13 protein-coding genes are annotated in these 17,313 nt (G+C 46.1%); 2 read left to right on the top strand and 11 right to left on the bottom strand.

The window, feature by feature from the left end; genetic code table 11:
• From ACJJJA_RS10255 to ACJJJA_RS10210, 10 genes are all read right to left on the bottom strand, one after another.
• The gene (locus tag ACJJJA_RS10255; protein ID WP_444904499.1) at positions 1–1,137 is read right to left on the bottom strand and encodes a hypothetical protein; all 1,137 of its coding nucleotides are present in this window, start codon (positions 1,135–1,137) and stop codon (positions 1–3) included.
• Positions 1,134–2,048, bottom strand: coding sequence for an alpha/beta hydrolase (locus ACJJJA_RS10250; RefSeq protein ID WP_252085541.1), 915 nt, complete (start codon positions 2,046–2,048; stop codon positions 1,134–1,136). Before ACJJJA_RS10250 ends, ACJJJA_RS10255 begins: the two co-directional genes overlap by 4 nt.
• Positions 2,045–4,012 carry an NAD(P)/FAD-dependent oxidoreductase gene (locus ACJJJA_RS10245; RefSeq protein ID WP_444885278.1) on the bottom strand — a complete coding sequence of 656 codons (1,968 nt, stop codon included), beginning with the start codon at positions 4,010–4,012 and terminating at the stop codon, positions 2,045–2,047. The genes ACJJJA_RS10250 and ACJJJA_RS10245 overlap by 4 nt, the downstream gene beginning before the upstream one ends.
• Positions 4,012–5,865, bottom strand: a complete 1,854-nt coding sequence (locus tag ACJJJA_RS10240) for an acyl-CoA dehydrogenase family protein (RefSeq protein WP_444904498.1) — start codon at positions 5,863–5,865, stop codon at positions 4,012–4,014. The genes ACJJJA_RS10245 and ACJJJA_RS10240 overlap by 1 nt, the downstream gene beginning before the upstream one ends.
• Positions 5,858–6,877 (bottom strand): hypothetical protein, encoded by a 1,020-nt coding sequence (locus tag ACJJJA_RS10235; protein WP_444904497.1) that lies wholly within the window; start codon positions 6,875–6,877, stop codon positions 5,858–5,860. The genes ACJJJA_RS10240 and ACJJJA_RS10235 overlap by 8 nt, the downstream gene beginning before the upstream one ends.
• Position 6,878: 1 nt before the next feature.
• On the bottom strand, positions 6,879–7,406 hold the full coding sequence (locus ACJJJA_RS10230) for a hypothetical protein (protein WP_252085537.1): 528 nt from the start codon (positions 7,404–7,406) through the stop codon (positions 6,879–6,881).
• The gene (locus tag ACJJJA_RS10225) at positions 7,403–8,239 is read right to left on the bottom strand and encodes a hypothetical protein (RefSeq protein WP_444904496.1); all 837 of its coding nucleotides are present in this window, start codon (positions 8,237–8,239) and stop codon (positions 7,403–7,405) included. Before ACJJJA_RS10225 ends, ACJJJA_RS10230 begins: the two co-directional genes overlap by 4 nt.
• Positions 8,236–9,276: a hypothetical protein gene (locus tag ACJJJA_RS10220; RefSeq protein ID WP_252085535.1), complete on the bottom strand. Its 1,041-nt coding sequence runs from the start codon at positions 9,274–9,276 to the stop codon at positions 8,236–8,238. The genes ACJJJA_RS10225 and ACJJJA_RS10220 overlap by 4 nt, the downstream gene beginning before the upstream one ends.
• A gap of 3 nt (positions 9,277–9,279) precedes the next feature.
• The gene (locus ACJJJA_RS10215; RefSeq protein ID WP_444888732.1) at positions 9,280–10,428 is read right to left on the bottom strand and encodes a type III PLP-dependent enzyme domain-containing protein; all 1,149 of its coding nucleotides are present in this window, start codon (positions 10,426–10,428) and stop codon (positions 9,280–9,282) included.
• Positions 10,429–10,578: 150 nt separating this feature from the next.
• Complete coding sequence (locus tag ACJJJA_RS10210) at positions 10,579–12,051, bottom strand: class I adenylate-forming enzyme family protein (RefSeq protein WP_444904495.1); 1,473 nt, start codon at positions 12,049–12,051, stop codon at positions 10,579–10,581.
• 975 nt (positions 12,052–13,026) lie between these two features.
• On the opposite strand from ACJJJA_RS10210, the gene ACJJJA_RS10205 reads away from it, so the two are divergent.
• The gene (locus ACJJJA_RS10205; RefSeq protein WP_444890624.1) at positions 13,027–14,598 is read left to right on the top strand and encodes a DUF1254 domain-containing protein; all 1,572 of its coding nucleotides are present in this window, start codon (positions 13,027–13,029) and stop codon (positions 14,596–14,598) included.
• Here the strand turns inward: ACJJJA_RS10205 and ACJJJA_RS10200 are convergent.
• The gene (locus tag ACJJJA_RS10200) at positions 14,592–15,608 is read right to left on the bottom strand and encodes an AraC family transcriptional regulator (RefSeq protein ID WP_444904494.1); all 1,017 of its coding nucleotides are present in this window, start codon (positions 15,606–15,608) and stop codon (positions 14,592–14,594) included. The two genes, ACJJJA_RS10205 and ACJJJA_RS10200, sit on opposite strands and share 7 nt — an antisense overlap.
• Before the next feature lie 111 nt (positions 15,609–15,719).
• Between ACJJJA_RS10200 and ACJJJA_RS10195 the strand changes: the two genes are divergently transcribed.
• Positions 15,720–17,249 carry a flavin-containing monooxygenase gene (locus tag ACJJJA_RS10195; RefSeq protein WP_444905239.1) on the top strand — a complete coding sequence of 510 codons (1,530 nt, stop codon included), beginning with the start codon at positions 15,720–15,722 and terminating at the stop codon, positions 17,247–17,249.
• Positions 17,250–17,313: the final 64 nt, after the last annotated feature.

Below are 17,313 nucleotides of genomic sequence, written 5' to 3'. Positions count from 1 at the left end.
CTAATCTCCAGTTACATTACCAACTTTCAAGGGATAGAATCGCAACAAATAATCTAGGGTCAAAGCATATATACATACATGCTGCTCACCTTCAGAGTATTTCTGTTGCCGCTTAATAATCTTGGCGCTAATCATAGGGGGTATAAAAAACCAGATGCGTGAAAGCCATCGGTTTCCGTAAAAAAACACCCTCTGAAAAGACTCATAAACATTAACTATAGGGTTGTCATCCAAAGAGAAAATTTGATTCAGACCACCCTTTTCTTTCAAATTACTCTCGTCGACAATCCTGACCTCCTTACCTAACTCTGCAGCCAGAATATTCAGATGAAAAAGAATATAAGGATGATACAAATACTCTGCCAGGTAGACATCCCTATCCTGTTCCTTACCAGAAGCTTCCCAGCTCGATTCAAGCTGATCATTAATCTCTCTAACATAGTTTTTCAGATCAATACCTTCAACCTTTCTGGACTTGTGCGCCGCTTTAAAGATATCTGACCTTTGACGATTAAACCCAAATTTTCGCGGCAGGCTATTTTTACTAATTTCGCACAAAAGCTCTTCACAAGCTTCTACTTGCTCAAACACTTGAGCAAAGAACACATGATCGAAAGGTGTAAATAATTGTGAAGCCACCATGGGGAGAAGATTGTATAAGGCCTCCCCTCTGCTTTGAGGCTTTACCAAAGCAGCTTTCAAATTAGGTTCTGTAGCAAGAGTATCATCCAGCCAGATTAATGACTCAGCTGTGATTGTCACCTCATCACCCGGAAAAATCATTCTGACATTTTCCAGCAGGCTTTTTCTTTCAGTAGGAAAACCGAAATATTCAAGCTCAACCAAATAGTTCAGATCGACTTTATCTGCACCTACGGCCAAAAATGAAGACAATTTCGCACTGATGAACAGTTGCTCATTCAGGGTAAAGTAATACAGGGGCAAATTGAACAAATCTGCAACTTTAATGTGAAAGCAATTGCGATCACTTCTCTGGATAACACCCTTATGCTTAACCCCTGATGTACTCAATAATTTTTTATATTTATCGGGGTATAAGTCCAACACAGAGAACTCCGCACCCACTGCTAGTGTTACAGGCTTTACCCCAGAAATATCATAAACCATTTGTTTCACAAAGCAGCCTCCAATCGCCTCTCTACCACCTTATCGAGCCAGCTGGAGATCGGTTTAGCCGAAGCTGAGATAGCTGACATATGGGTAGCATTCGGAATCTCAGTTAAATAGGATTCTACTTTAGGTGAGATATACCAATTCATTACCGTATATAAGGTATGTGCATCGACTACTTCATCGTACTGGCCCACGGTGATATGACACGGGATATCAATACTGGCGAATAGATCGGTATATCTCTTAATAGTGTAAGCACTAAGTAAGTTGAAGCTACAATCAAGTACCCTACCCTGATTACCAGCAGCTGAACCTACTGGAGGGAAGCTTAAAACAGGCATCCGCCTGAATGCAGGAATAAGCATCGCCAGCCAATATTTCCAAAGATTTATTTTGGGCAAATTTTGCTGCTCTGGGCCCGCCATTGGTCTGCTGTGTCGCCGTTTACGAAAATAGCGGATAAAGTACTCAAGTCCTGAAGTGGCAATATCATACTTTCGAGTTTCTTCTGCCTGGGTTAGCGGTGGTGCTATAGCAAAAAAACCCACGATGTCCTTGGTACCATATATTCCGAGGTATCGCAGAGAGGCAAGGGAGCCGGCGCTATGCCCACCGAGTACAAAACGGCGAACTCCTCTCTCCTTGAGGTGCGCTATCAGATCCTGCAGATCATCCTGTAATTGGTTCGGATAATCCAGATCTCCAGGACGCCCCTCACTTTTCCCATGCCCTCGCCAATCCGGTAAGCAAATGGACATTCCCTGTTTGTGTAGCATTCGCCCAAACATTAAATACCACTGACTGCTAAAAGTGCTGCCGTGCATACATATGAGCGCGGTCTCTGTATCTTCTGCTGGCAGCCAGCGAAATGCCAGATTCTTACTATCACGCGCTTTGAAAAACTCTTGAATCACACCGCCTCCACTACAGGACTTTCTGAGGCTTGTTGATCCATTCCCATAGCTTTTCTCTGATCAATTACAGAATCCATAATGCTGTCGGGTTGGCTACGTGCAAACGCCAAGAAAACCGGTACCATACCTGGCATCGCAATGTATTCCTGATTTTGAGACCAGAGCGATTTGGCTTTTTTAGCGAGCTTGTCAAGCTCATCTATAGTTAGCTCTCCCGAAGAATCCTTAATTTCCAGCGCTTCCGTATGGAAAGAGTCTTCCGTCACTCTAACTTGAACAGGGCGCTCCGCTTCATCTGAGAGTATTTCTGAGAATTTTTCAGAAATTTTCTCCAGCAACCACCCCTTATCGGCAGTGCTTAAATTGGGCCTCCCCAATAAATCCGGCAACAATATACTTTGCTGAACTACCATTTTGTTAGCTAGCCCAGGGAAATCCAATTTGGCCTCAATCACCTTGAGAAATATCTCAACCCACAGCTTTACCCTTAAATCAATGCGCCAACCATCCCGACCAGCAGTGCCCATCAGGTAGACAAAATACTTGTAATGATCCGCTCCAGACTCAAAAAATCCTTCATCATTCCTACGGTAATAACGATCTTCCGATTTAAGAACTTTCGCGGTATCTATCAACTGCCTCTGTAATATAAGCTCCAATGCCATATAACCTCGGCGCAGGTAACTTTTACGCTGCCAGTACTCCTGATCCAGGTAGCTGCCTGACATATAGTCCCAGGCGATTTCAAGAAAATAAGCAGCAGTGTTGTATGCCAACAGAGGTGAGCAGAGCTCAGCAGAATCAATAACCGGGTATACATTGGCCACATGAGCATAGAGGCCTTGATAAAACTCTTTTACGGTCTGGTTCGCAATGGCTAGCTCCTGATTCAGTATATTCTGGGCTTTGTCTCTATCAGGTTCAGCGAGATCCATCAGGATATATTTACAGATATGATCATTAAATAAAGCGATCATATCGCCACCACCACTGAACAGGGGATCGAGAAACATGGAGGCAAAACCAGAGGTGGCCCAACGATCGGGGAAAATAAATTCATCCGCACGATAGGCAAGCTGCCCCCAAGCTTCAAAATCCACCAGCTCAGCGCCATCTAACAATTCTGAAATTGCCTGATAATTCATCAGGAAATCCAGGAAGCTTTCACGCTTGGTGGGTGGTTTTTCAAACTTATCCTTTTCACCGACAATTCCGACACTGGTATAGCCACCACTCAGTGGAATAAACCACACCCAATAGCCATCTCCGGAAAAATGATTGGTAGATAAGAAGCGGCCAAAAGCCCGTTTTCTCCAAGATTCATCTCCCATGGAGTCAATATCCCGGATATTCTTGAAGCGTCCCCAGGAAGAGAAGTGCTCGGGTACATTCTCCTGGCGTGTTAACTTTTTATGTTTCTTTGCAAAGCGATTGCGCCCACTACAATCCACCAACCAGCGGGCTGCAATCTCAGTCTTGCAATCAGCCACAGACAGCTGAACGGAATGACGGTTATCGTCAGACTCAATACTGAGGCCCTTGGCTTTCACACCCATCAGAACTTGAATACCATCTTCCCGGTTCATTTCAACCAGGTCCGCCTCCAAGCGAGCTCTATCCAGCTGGAAAGCTGGATGAGGCGGAATACTAGTAGTTCCGTGCTCACTCATTTCGGTTAGAGACAAGCTGTGATCAGGTTTATCAAAGAAAAAGCGCAAACCGTTTTTCGGAAGGTGGTTCCTATAGAGATAATTAACCAAGCCCAACTGCTTCATAAAGTAATGGCCGGTCATCTCAACAGTAGCTTCCCCCACTTTTGCACGGAAACTATCACTGGCTTCTACAACCAAAATTGAAACATCCTGGTCACCGCGTCTAATTTGCCGAGCCAGAGTCAACCCGGCCCAGCCACCGCCAATGATGACAACGTCATATTCTTTTTGTATTTGATCGAAAGCATTCATCACAGCGATTCCACCCCAGTGAGAAGAGAGTCCCATACGGGAGAGTCAACCTGACAAAATGAATCATGATCCTGAATAATGTCCATCACCATCTTGGTTCTGGGTAATTCATTCCTGATAAAGAATTTAGCGCTAGTGACCTTGGACTCGTAGAAAGCTTTATCCCCCTCTCCTTTACTCAGGCGACTGGATGCACTACAGGCAGCTTCTAGCAACAACCAGGCAAGAGTAATGTCCCCCATCATGTGCAGAATACGAGTACTGTAAGCCGGAATTTTGAACATCTCTTTGGTCCTGACCCACACATGTACGGTTTTCAGGACAGTCTCCAAGTGCTCAAAGGATTCTTGAAGGCGGCTAAATTCGGTTTTGAAATTGGGGAAATCACCCGCTCTATTAATAAATGATTCAAATTCACTCTTATAAATTTGAAACAGCTTGCTGGAGTTGCCCAGCCCTAACTTATCTCGGATAAGATCCTGGCTCTGGATATAATTAGTTCCTTCCCAAATGGCGAGTACCTTGATATCCCGAGCATACTGCTCAATACCCAATTCTTTCAGGTAACCCTGGCCACCACAGGTCTGAATGGCCAGTTCACAAATGCGCCATGCCTGATCACTGATATAGGCTTTCACCACGGGAGTCAGCAGGTTTACCAGCCCCTGATGATAGGTAGCCTCAGTTTTCTTAGCCTCATTCCCCTCGAATGTCTTGAGTAAGCTTTCAGATAGGGTCAGCTTGGCGATCAAGGCCCTGCAGCCCTCAACCTTGGATTTCATTTCCAGTAACATGCGCTGCACATCTACATGCTCAACAATATTGACCCTACTGGCCGTAGCGCTGAAGCTTTCATGAAAACGTTTACCCTGAATGCGTTTACTGGCATAGGCTAGAGCGTTGTAGTAAGCCGAGGAAGCCATTCCCAGGGCATAAACCCCTGTGCTAATTCTTGCCTGATTCATCAGGGTCAAGAACTGCAATAATCCAACATTTTCCCGATCACCTAGTAAATATGCACGGCATTGGCCATTCTTGCCGAAGGTAAGGTGAGTATTGGCACAACCTTTAAAACCCATTTTGTCAGCAAGGGAGATACATTCAACATGATTAAACTCTCCTAGGCTGCCATCTTCTTCAACCCAGTATTTGGGTACGATAAAGCAAGACAAACCATAGGTTCCCGAGCCACTCTTCTCCCCTCTACCCATCACAAAGTACAAGGTATTATCTGTTAGGTCGTGCATACCAGCACTGATTAGGTACTTTTCGCCGGTGAGTAAATAGGTACCGTCTGCTTGCCGCGCGGCCTTGGTATCGACCAGGGAAACATCACTGCCAGCCCGTGGCTCAGTCAAACAAAGGCAAGAGGTCCACTCAGAAGTAGCCAATTTGTCCTTAAATAGTGCTTTTTGAATTTCTGAACCATATTTTTCTACCAGGGTAGAAGATGGCAAACAAAAACCACCATAGGTCATAAAGCTGGGGTTAGCCCCCATAAACATTTCTAACAGCATTTGCATTATAAAGGGCGGAAGATCGGTTACCTGACCGCCACTGCTAGAAGATAAGTCTCCCCATTCCTCTTTAAAACGACTCCACATCTCCGGAAAAGAGGAAGGCAGCTGTACCTTGCCATCAATCAAGTGGCAACTTTGTTCATCAGCCTCTTGATAACCTGGTCCCAATACCTCGGTAGCAAATTTTTTCGCACGCTGCAGAACATCATCTACGATTTCAGCAGAGCAATCACTATAGCGAGGGTGCTCAAATAGTGTTTTGGCCTGATGAAACTGGTCTTCAATAAGAAATTTAAATTCCCGCAAATCAGACTTATAGATATTTCTACCCATGTTTGGCTCCTTGATTTTCCAAGAGTGACCGCCAGCTGCCGGAACCCAGCACCCAGTGAAATATTTGGTTATGTCTTCCCCGGTATTTTTTCTGGGGATAAATCATGGCGCCGCGAACATGAGGAAGGTGATCCTGGCCGTATGCATCTTCGAGACTTTGTGCTGCATTAAAACCCTGATAAGCCTCTTCAAGAGAAACGGTCTCTGTGTTCACCAGACGGGAAAGCAGCTGTCCATTTGCTTGTGGGGTTCTGTGTACCCGGAGGCAACCAGCCCTACCACCGCCACCAAGAGTGATTATCCAGAGACCTTCAATTTCGTCTCTCAAACAATATTTATCAATCTCCGCAAGAGGCTTAATACTAAGATAGTGAAGCCCATCAAGCTCAACACTAGGCAGCCAATGAGTTTTATCCTCATGAGAAAAGCCTTTCAGCAATCCTTTCGCCCAGCGAGATTGAATATCAAAGGACACTACACGGCAGGAATTGTCCAGATCAGTCGCCATTAATTTCTTGAGGTTTTGCACCAGCTCAGGCGCCCCATTGAGTGATGGCGCTTGCGATAAAATATCACAACTGGAAATTTGGCATAAACTCCGTTCGTGGTAATGCCTACATAACCAGGAAACTGCCACTCCTGTAATCACATCCAAACCGTCCTGCCCAGGCTTTATTCCTATACCCAGGGCATCCAGGCATTCCTGCTGCCGCTCTTTACCCAGCTCTAAATTTATAACTAGGGCGTCTTCTTCATGACGTTTGGAATAACTTAAAAGCGCAGCATGAAAACTGGTACATGCACTACCTACAAATTGAATGTTATGCCCAGCCTCTTCCAGCTGAACTAGAAACTCAATAACCGGCCGCTCAAGTAACACATTAGCCTCGCCGGCTGAAACGATATATACAAGCTCTGGGATATAATCCAATCCCGAAAGGTAATGGTTTAGGGAGTTCAACAGTTGCTCTGTTTCCCCTTTATGATCAACCCAGAGGCTTCTTATATACATTTTATGCGGTTCCTTCCCTGGCCATTTTTTCAATGGCACCAAAACCTAATTCCAATAATTTTTCAGAGTATAAAGAAACTAATTTTTCACAGTTCTCTGTAGCAGATATCCTGATGTGAATACTATTATTGCCTGCTTCCAGAGGGTGTCGTACCAAGTTATCCTCAATAACCAGATACGGTTTGCCCTCCCTTTGTAAGATATATTCCTCAGCCTGAATATCCTGCAACATTAAGACGCGCTCATGTAGAAATACTTTTGGCATTCTTCCACCAGCAGGCATCTGCATTCTCATCAAGATTGTTTCGATCAGAACCCCAGATTGATCCAAGCACTCCAATAGCTCAACCAAGAGTTGATAGTGCTCAGCAAAGCTTAAAAGTACTGGAGTTGTACCCACCGGTAACTGAGAAATTGCTAGAAAATCAGATTCACCTTTCAAGGGCAATGTCTGGGCTGCGCAGAGTTTAGGGGTTTGCGGATAGGGATTGCGCAGTAACCTACTGGAAAGCTCTATCACTTTACTCATACCGCCTCCGCCAAGTAAAAAGTGCTACCCTGGTCAACCCTAACTTCAGCCGTACAGTAATAGCCATTGAGAGCAATAGAACATACCAATAGCTTCTCTTCCTCTTGGAATCTACCCTCAACTCCGTGGCTAATAATGTTTAACCAGGGATCACTACCAAAACAGTGCCCCCACCTTTCATGAAGATCGGGAAGCTGCTGGAAACTACTGAGTAAACGGGTAAATATTTGTCGTATGTTTTCTGGGAAAAATGGCAAAGATAAAGTTAGATCCTTCCCAGCACTGGCCATCTTTCTGATAATTGTTGCAAACTCTGGTGTTGTGTTATAGGTAACCGCACAACCAGCTGTAATATCTTCCACTCTGAATGAGTCGACTTCCAAGAGCAATGTACATAAACCAAAGCCGCTCTTGCCCCAATTTTCATTACTCTGCCAAAAGCTTAAATCCAGTAGATTGGCATCCAGAATACTGACTAGCACATAACGTACAGCGGGATTTTGTCGCAAGTAATAGCGCAGGCTGTAACCCCAGGATGCACACTCATAAGTGTTCACAAAACTGGTCACAGGAATACTTGGTCGATTTTTCAGAGAGTTTAAATCGTCCGTATTAACGGCCCCAGTCGTAAAAGGTAGCTCAATCATGGTTGAACAAAGAAAGTGTCGGTTAATCTCAGCCCTTACTTCCTCTGGAATAACCTCTGTTACACGAGCACTCTGTTCAGATATAATTTCACCGATTTGTGCGAAGGCTTCTTGCAAGCCTCCACTCTCTGCAAAAGTAATATTTTCTATGGGGGTAAATGCCGCTGACTTCAGGTATAAGCTCATAGCCGATGCCCTTTCGCCTTACTATAAATCTCGAAAAAGCAGCGGTAGGAACTTCCTTCCATCTTGGTAAACGCCAGCAAATCCCGCTGGCGAGTTTTGCTTTGTACCTTACCCGAAGATACCAAGTGCAAAAGTAATTCGTTACTGGCAAATTTTGTTGCCAGCACTCTATTCACACTATGCATTGAGAAGATGGTGGCCGAGGTTTGCTCATTACAGAGATAAATCAGATACTCGACAATCTCCTGATCCGCAACAGACAACTCAACCTCCCCTTGATCTCGTAACCAAAGCACAAAGTGCATCAGAGACTTCACAAAACGGGGACGCACAAGTGTCAGGAAGCGATTAACACTCCCCAGACCACCTTTGCTAAGCAGCATCTCTTTAGTAACTGGGACACGACCACGGCAGTTCCCCAGTTGCAGCTTGCCATCCAGGAAGGGCTCACCAACAGATGACTGCTTCAATTCAGCACAGAGTTCAGGAGGCAGCATCAATGTAACTGGGAATGGCCTTGCTGCCTGTTTGGCAACAACCATGGCAAACCCTAGCTTTTGTGCCTCTATACCATGAATTTTATTGATATTAAGCTGCAAAACACCATCATCATCCTGTATCTCAGTCTTCCAGCTCTGCAGGCTTGGGCCACCGGGGTCTGTCATCAAGAAGTGACCAAAAATCCCCTGCTCCACCCAGTTATTCACTTGAGCCAGCTGATCTTCAGTCGCCGTCAGGCTCATCATGATGGAACCAAACAGTCCTATCATTTCATGGAAATGGTGGGCCAACCCCTCATCGCGCACCTTGTCAATAATTTGATCAATAACAAAAGTTTGTTCAAATTGTTCTAGTGGCTGCTTGACCGATGGCTCTCGAAGAGGGGCAGGCTCTGTCAGAGGGTCTTCAATGATCATTGAAGCGTCGAACAGACGCACACAGGCCTCCTCAAGAAGCCCTTGCAGTGAAGCTGGCACTGGAGAAACGGAAGAAAGCTGATTGATTACAAAGCTACCGGCAATAGATTGCAGTTCCATAAGTTACTCCATGAGGTAGGATTTAGCAGAAGGTAAACTCAGGAATGGAGCAACGGTATAGCTCGCGTTATAGGCTCCACAATTGCTGAAAACAGCCAAGTCGCCAGGCTGTACAGGCCCGCCTTTTATTTCACCGATCACATCTTCCTTGTTACAGGAAGTACCTACCAGCAAACAGCTCTCTGTACTGCTCTCAAATTCCAATATTTCATCGCCACGCAATATCAGTGGCTGACTGAAGCGTTTAAAAGTACTTTCCGTTTTCGCTAAAAGGAAGTTCTGCGCCATGCCGCCATCACAGATTCCGTACTGCTGCCCTTCTATCGATTTCACGTAGCGAATCTGAGTTACAAAATATCCCGCACTGGCAACCAGAGCACGCCCACTTTCGTGGGCGATTTTTATGTGAGAGGGAAATTCACCAAGTAATTCCCTATATTGTTCAAAATTAAAATCAATACTTTCCCAATTCAGATCAAAGCCACCGCCAAGGTTAACTAAATCAATGGCATAGCCGAGCTCCCTCTCAAATTTCTCAACTATTTGCAAAGCTGCTTGCGCAGTATTAAAAGCGAGCTTTGCGAAATTATAGGATCCTCGGAACACATGGAATCCAGCAACTTTCAACTCATGTTTTTTACAGAATGCCAAGGCCGTTTCAACATCACTCCAACCAAAGCCAAAGTGGTCTCTTCTCGTGGTTACCGGAGCCTTCTCAAATTGATCCAAGGTACTGGGGTTCAAACGAAGTATCAGCGGATTAATCGGACGCTTCCCCTGAAACTCCTTAACGATTTCTAACTGGGATAGATTATCGATCACCAGTGTGCACTTACTTGCAATTGCCGCTCTGAGGAAACTTTTATCTGCGGAAGGGTTATTGATATAGCGAGGGCTTTCACCTCGAGGGAGAAGATTCAACTCCCCCACAGAGGCAATTTCAACTCCATCTTCAAAAACATGACCACTACGTACGACAAGATCAAGGCAGCTATTCGCCTTTAGGGAATATATGAGAGATGTTCCCAGGCGGCCTTTCAGTTTTTGGTAGTTATCGGCAATATCTTTTAGGGAGTAGACATAGCACGGTGTTGAAAAGTGTTGCCTTTGCTGGCTCAGCTGGGCAACGAGCTTTTCCAATGAAGCTTTCATGATATCACCAGGATAAATTTAAATTCATTCTTATATAGGGCACAAATATTTCAGCCGTATTTACGACTTACCGGTCTAAAATATTATTTATTATTAAGCTAGTCCGCTGCCCGCCGACCAAATAGTCTCAGTATTTCCAACTGAGAAAACTCATGCTTGAAGCTCTTGTTCAAGTTTTTTCTTATCAATTTTGCCGTTTGCTGTCAGGTCGATTGATTCAACAAATCGCACTTCCCTCGGAGTGTAATCAGCATCCAGATTCTCTTTCAACCACACTTTGAGCTGCTGTTGATTTTCGGGCGTGTTTTCCTGCAGTTCAACTACACAAACCGCAACCTCATTTTGAAACTTATCTAAAGAACCGAGCACTACACTGAGGTGTACCAACGGGCATGTATCAATTACGGCTTCCAAATCTTTGGGGAAAAGGCAAAAACCTGCTTGCTTGATCAGATCCTTGGAGCGCCCCCTGAAGTAATAGAAACCCTCCTGGTCCCGACTAAATAAATCGCCAGTAGCAAGCCAGTTATCATCCCGGTACAGACCATTAAAGATTTGTGCCCCCCCTTGAGCACAGGGATCGTAATATGCCTGCATAACTCCGGAGCCACGCACGAAAAGCTCACCAATTTCATTGACCTCGGCCTCTCTATAGGCGTTGGTACCGGCATCCATTAGAAAAATTCGAGCATCTAGGCCGGGAATAGGCTTACCCACAGACCCCATCTTCTGCTCCCAAAGCTCCGGTTCCAGATAAAGGGCCCTTTTACACTCAGTGAGACCATACATTGAGAAAACATCGAGCGCCGGACAATATTCTTTCCAAGTGCGAATGACATACTCAGGTAGGTGCCCACCAGTATTGGTTAAAGCGCGAAGTACAGAAAGATCAGGTTTTACCAGTGTCAAAAGTTTCGCCAAGGCAGCCCCCATCGCCGGAACAATGGGTAACACTGAAATTTTCTGATCAGATATTACTTTCAAAGCATGAAGAGGGTTGAACGTTTTATCGTAAAGAATTGTTGAGCACCCCGTTTTGAGGGCAAACAACACCTGGTATAAACCGTAATCAAATGACAATGGTGAAAGGCAGAGTATGCGATCCGTCTCAGCCAAGCGAAGATACTGCGAGAGTGAATCCAGAGAAGTAAGCACATTCTGGTGGGTGAGCATTATGCCCTTTGGCTTACCGGTACTTCCCGAGGTATAGATAATGAGGGCCAGGTCAACACCTGTCACCCTGACAGGTGTGCTGAGTTCAAATAATCGCTGCTGCGGTCGATAAGTAGCCAGCGAAATAACATTTTCACCTTCCACAATGGCCTTGGCATTGCAGTCGCTTGCTATTGTACTCACTGCGGATTGTGAGGCATCACCCTTGACGGGAACCACCACCAAACCGAGGTGCCAGGCCGCCAACATTGTTGCCACTGTAGGAATATCGTTTTGCGCTCTGATTACCAGCCTGTCTCCATGGACCAACGGAGTATCGGCCAACTGCAAAAGAGACAGAGCCCTCTCACAGCATTGATTTGATAAGTTTTCCCCAGTCAGATTTTCAAGGCTTCCACTCCAGAAGCCACTAATAACCCTATCGAACAGGTCGGCAAGCGAGAACATCATTAGTCCAAATATTTTTTTTAAAAATTATTCTATAGCTCCCGACTTCCCCCCAAAAAAGAAACTGGAGCTACCTAGATGGCACGATCATTTTATAAAGTGAGCTCTCCATAATGACAAGCATTATCTTGAAATCCTGTGATGAAGTTTTCATTCCGGCTCATGCAGTTCAGGAAAGTCATAATTTCCTAAATTTTTTTTATGTTGACTTTTGATTATTATTGAACAGGACATTCAGCAGAAAAATAATTTTATTGGTGGGCAGCAAAGGGAAACTATTTTTTAGTGACACCTTGAATTCCGCAAATCAGTTATTAATGTGCAAATTATTTCCATTATTAATGAGGCTTATCTCTAAAGTATCTCACCACTCTCAATAGTCACATGGCCAACCTAACCTTTTGAAATTGACATTATATCTTTAAGTTGTTGACCTTTTGTTACATTAAACATCTAACAAAAAAATTATTTACTGTGCTTCTCGGCATTAAATGCATCAGGCACCACGAGCTCAGAACCAACACAGCCATTCCAGTGCGCTCTTTGGGGAGTTATTGGCGACACTTCCATCAGGCTAATGGCCAAATTCTTAACAAGAATTGGTGGAAAATTAAGCCAAAAAAGGCTTTTAGAAGTAGCGGCTAATATAATCAGACCAACGCTTGGTTTTGATCATGAAGAGTCTTGCGGGATTCACTTGGCTTTTAATTTCATGCGGCACAAATAGTTTCACTGGAAACAATATAGGCAAAGCAGAAGCCGATTTATTGGCTTCCAGCCTCCGCAAAAACCTGAACCATCAGTCACTAAATATTTCCCAGGATGTGCTTGCGTCGATAGTTTTTTTGAACCGCATTCCGGTCAATACATCTCGCTACAGAAGTTGTAAACGATAAAGATGATTTATGTGATTTGCAGCCCGAGTTTTTACTGCATCAGTCTTATGAGCTGTCATAGAAAATCAAAGAGGAATTGAGATTGAACAGTTGGCCATTGCCGCTCACCCACCAGCCGCAAAAATCCAACATAACCTCGCGGATGATTTTTCTCACTCCATTAATCCTCATTGCGCTATTGCATCCTAACCTAAGCGCTGATGTGAGTAGGGAGTCTGTAGAATCCATCAGTACACCAGATAAAGTAGAAAGCAGCATTGGGCTGCTCAAGTTTCGCGATGGCGCCCCTTATCCCGATACGGCAGAGAAACTCTACGACTACCTGGATCATATGCGTGCAGTAGATAGCTTCTTAAAAGGCATTCAAGGGGCCTCGGTGCACGGATTAATGAAAGGCGCTCGTGAGCTGGGAGCTAAAGCCGCCAATGAGGTTTTAATCTTTGATCGGCTGATGAATTCTGAATCTCTATTTCTAACCGGAAACACATCGACGATTTACACCCTCGCCTTTCTGGATCTCAAGCGCGATGGCCCCACTGTGCTGCATTCACCACCAGGGGTTTCGGGAGCATTTAATGATGCCTGGTTCCGCTATGTGGAGGACATTGGTCGCTCCGGGCCAGATAAAGGGCGCGGCGGTAAATATCTGGTTCTTCCGCCAGACTACAAAGGCAATCTGCCCTTTGGGTATTTTCCCGTCTACCCTCGCTCTTTTCGAGTATGGGTATTTATGCGCTCACCAGGGGAACAGCCATTGGAAGCCGCCGCCCAAAGTGTCAAAGACCACCTCAGGATTTACCCCCTCTCCAGAAAGGGAACCCCCCCGCCGATGGTGTTCATTAGCGCTTCAGGCAAGGCTTTCAATACCATTCATCCCAACAACTACAAATTTTATAAACACCTCAATGAAGTCATTCAGTACGAATGGATTGGCATGCTGAACCCGGAAACCCGCGGCCTGTTTGCCTCTATTGGTATCGAAAAAGGCAAAGCGTTTAGCCCCGATGAACGCATGACCAAGATCCTTACCGATGCCGTTGCCATCGGCAATGGCATCGCCCGCTCTATCGTCTGGTATCCCCGCACCGACAAATCCCTTGCCGATATCAAGATCTACCCCGGCACCGACAGCGCCTGGGTAATGGCATTTCCCGGCAAGAATATTTTCTTTAATGGCCCCGATGGCAAAACCATCAATAGCGATGCACGGGTCAGCTATTTCTACCCCTACACTGGGGTAAGTCCGGCAATGATTGCTCTTGAGCCCGGCAAGGGCTCTGATTACGCCATCGCCTTTGTCGATGAAAATAAGGAGCCCTTCGATGGCGCCAAGAAGTACAAACTGCACTTACCGCCGGAGGTGCCTGTCAACGCTTTCTGGGCCGTTAATATCTACGACAGCCAGACCCGCTCACAGCTCAAGACAAGCCAGAAATTCCCCTCGGTAAGCAGCCAGAGCAAAGGGATCAAACAAAATTCCGACGGCTCTTACGATATCTACTTTGGTCCCCAAGCCCCCAAGGGCTTCGAACACAACTGGCTGGAGACAGTGCCGGGCAAGGGGTTTTTTGTGATATTGCGACTCTATGGCCCCCTGGGGCCCTGGCTGGAGAAGACCTGGCGCCCAGGAGAGGTTGAGCCCACAGACTATTGATCGGCAGGGGCCAGCCGGCGACGGTAGTTACGCGGCGTATCCGAAAACCACCGCCGACAAGCGCGCTGAAAAGTGCTCTGCTCCGCATATCCCAGCAGCCCGGTAATCTGTCCCAGAGCCAGCTCGGTATTTGCCAAGTACTCCGCAGCCATCTCCCTGCGCACCAGGTCCAACAAGGCATCAAAGCGCAAACCCTCACCTGCCAGACGTCTCTGCAGAGTACGTGGGTGTAGGCTTAAGTGGGCCGCGACCACCCCCACCTGATACTGGCCAGTAGGCAGCAATTGCCGCATCAATTCCCTAACCTGTGTACTCAAAGAGGCATCGGCAGAAACTGACTGCTGCTCTAAATAATTGATGGCCAACCGTTTGGTAACTGGATCGGCACAAGCGAGCGGAGTATCCAGCTGCTCTGCCGGGTACTCCATGGCGCAGTAACCGGAAAGGAATTCCACCGGGCAGGAAAAGTATTCAAAGTAATCGGCGGGATCGGTCAGAGCGGCATGTGGCAACAGGACTCGCTGCGGTGCCACATTCGCGCCCATCAGCATTTGCAACATCACCAGCGCATTCCCCAAGGTTTGCTCATGGATCTGGTGAAAGCACGATAAAGCCGGATCGAGTTGATCGAATACCAGGCGCTCAAAAGTACCACCAGGGACAGATTCAATACGCAAGTGAATAGCGGGGCTGTGCAATGACATAAACCTAGCCACCGCCAGAATCGCCTCTCTAGCCGAAGTGGAGTTGCAGGCTATCACCGCAATCCCCCCCAATCGATCGACCCCCTGTCTTGCTGCCAGACGAAGGGCAAAGTCAGCGCACTGTAACCGCTCGGCGGTTAGTTCCAGCAAGCGCGCTACATCCAAGTGTGACAGCAAGCGGCTATCCGATATGACAATATCCTCAGGAATACTGAATTCCGTAAGAAATGTGCGGGCATCTCCTCCAAACTCCGATGCCAGTTCGCTATACCCCGTAAGCACACTGGCTCGTATCAAACTACCCATTGCTCCTCCAGGGCGCCAGCTGACGCCTCAAGATAATTTTTTGTCGCAATGTAGCAATAAAAAGGCTCCACATCTACGCAGTCTATTGCGTCTAAAGACACAAGAAGGATGATGATTTTGCAACCACTTCACTTTGATGTGCTAATTATTGGAGCCGGGCTTTCCGGTATCGGAGCCGCCTGCCACCTGCGCCGCGAATGCCCCTCCAAGAAAATTGCCATCCTAGAGCGTCGCTCTCAAATCGGAGGCACCTGGGATTTATTCCGCTACCCAGGTATTCGTTCGGATTCAGATATGTTCACCTTTGGCTTTGACTTCCGCCCATGGCCGGGACTGAAAGTACTTGCTGATGGACCCTCTATCCGCCAATACCTCATTGATACTGCAGACGAGTATGCAGTTAGTAGAGATATTCACTTTAATGTCGACCTCCTCAGCGCCAACTGGGATAGCCAAAAAGAACTATGGATTCTGCAGGGAAGCAATACTCAGAGCGGCAAGCCCTGTTACTACAGCTGCAAGTTTTTAATCTCATGTACCGGGTATTACGATCATTCCCAGGGATATCTCCCAAAAATTCCTGGTGCCGAACAGTTTCAGGGTGACTACATCCACCCCCAGCACTGGCCGGAAGAACTGGATTACCAAAACAAAAAAATTGTTGTGATTGGCAGTGGTGCCACCGCTATTACCCTGGTACCCGCCCTGGCCGATCAAGCCGAGCATGTCACCATGTTACAGCGCTCTCCTAGTTATGTTATTTCCGTACCCGCGTTCGATAAACTCTCGGCACTGTTACTAAAGTTTCTACCAAAATCCTGGGTGTTTAATTTTGCGCGCTGGCGAAATATAAAAATACAACGCTGGCTCTTTAAGGCTTCTAAACGCTGGCCACATTTTATGCGCAAACTGTTCCTGCGGGGTGTTCGCAAAAGCCTACCCAACGACTTTGATATGCGTCACTTCACACCGAGCTACAGCCCCTGGGATCAACGTATTTGCGCAGTGCCCGATGATGATTTCTTTGCAGCAATAAAATCAGGCAAAGCCTCAGTAGAAACCGGGGAGATAAAAGCCATTGACAAACAGGGTATCGAGTTGGAATCAGGGCAACAGATCAATGCGGATATCATTATCACAGCTACCGGATTAAATATCCAAGTGCTCGGAGGCATGCAGCTGAGTATTGATGGCAAGAAAGTACCCATCAGTGAGAAGCTCACTTACAAAGCTGTGCTCTTGGAAGGTGTCCCCAATATGTCTTGGGTGTTTGGATATACTAATGCCCCCTGGACCCTAAAAGCAGATATCTCTGCCCGCTACATCTGCCGTTTAATCAATTATATGGATGAACATCAGTATGAGATTTGTTTGGCGGAAGATAACGAGGCCTGTGCTGAAATCAACTCTGTGATGAGCAGCCTGAGTTCCGGTTATGTCAGAAGAGGAAATCATGCCCTTCCCCGCCAGGGCAATAAATATCCGTGGCGCCTACTGAATAATTACGAACAAGATTGCAAAATTTTACTACAGGAGCCTATTAAGGATGCTTATCTTACCTTTCAATCAAAAAAGGCTTCCGCAAACTTAGAAAAAGAAACAGCTAACACTGGCATAACAGAAGATATGGCCACCCATTAAACAAGAGAGGATCGTTAAGCGATGCCCCAGTATTATGTGGAGAAGCAAGGTTTTTAGTGAAGCT

It is taken from the genome of Microbulbifer mixtoriginis (SeqCode) (assembly GCF_052466865.1).
The sequence above is the reverse complement of the archived record's forward strand: the minus strand, read 5'-3'. Positions and strand labels throughout refer to the sequence as shown.

Bases quoted from the DNA above. Each gene is read 5' to 3' on its own strand.
- ACJJJA_RS10245 (WP_444885278.1), bottom strand. From the start codon at position 4,012: ATGAATGCTTTCGATCAAATACAAAAAGAATATGACGTTGTCATCATT.
- ACJJJA_RS10240 (WP_444904498.1), bottom strand. From the start codon at position 5,865: ATGGGTAGAAATATCTATAAGTCTGATTTGCGGGAATTTAAATTTCTT.
- ACJJJA_RS10235 (WP_444904497.1), bottom strand. From the start codon at position 6,877: ATGTATATAAGAAGCCTCTGGGTTGATCATAAAGGGGAAACAGAGCAA.
- ACJJJA_RS10230 (WP_252085537.1), bottom strand. From the start codon at position 7,406: ATGAGTAAAGTGATAGAGCTTTCCAGTAGGTTACTGCGCAATCCCTAT.
- ACJJJA_RS10225 (WP_444904496.1), bottom strand. From the start codon at position 8,239: ATGAGCTTATACCTGAAGTCAGCGGCATTTACCCCCATAGAAAATATT.
- ACJJJA_RS10220 (WP_252085535.1), bottom strand. From the start codon at position 9,276: ATGGAACTGCAATCTATTGCCGGTAGCTTTGTAATCAATCAGCTTTCT.
- ACJJJA_RS10215 (WP_444888732.1), bottom strand. From the start codon at position 10,428: ATGAAAGCTTCATTGGAAAAGCTCGTTGCCCAGCTGAGCCAGCAAAGG.
- ACJJJA_RS10210 (WP_444904495.1), bottom strand. From the start codon at position 12,051: ATGATGTTCTCGCTTGCCGACCTGTTCGATAGGGTTATTAGTGGCTTC.
- ACJJJA_RS10200 (WP_444904494.1), bottom strand. From the start codon at position 15,608: ATGGGTAGTTTGATACGAGCCAGTGTGCTTACGGGGTATAGCGAACTG.
- ACJJJA_RS10195 (WP_444905239.1), top strand. From the start codon at position 15,720: ATGATTTTGCAACCACTTCACTTTGATGTGCTAATTATTGGAGCCGGG.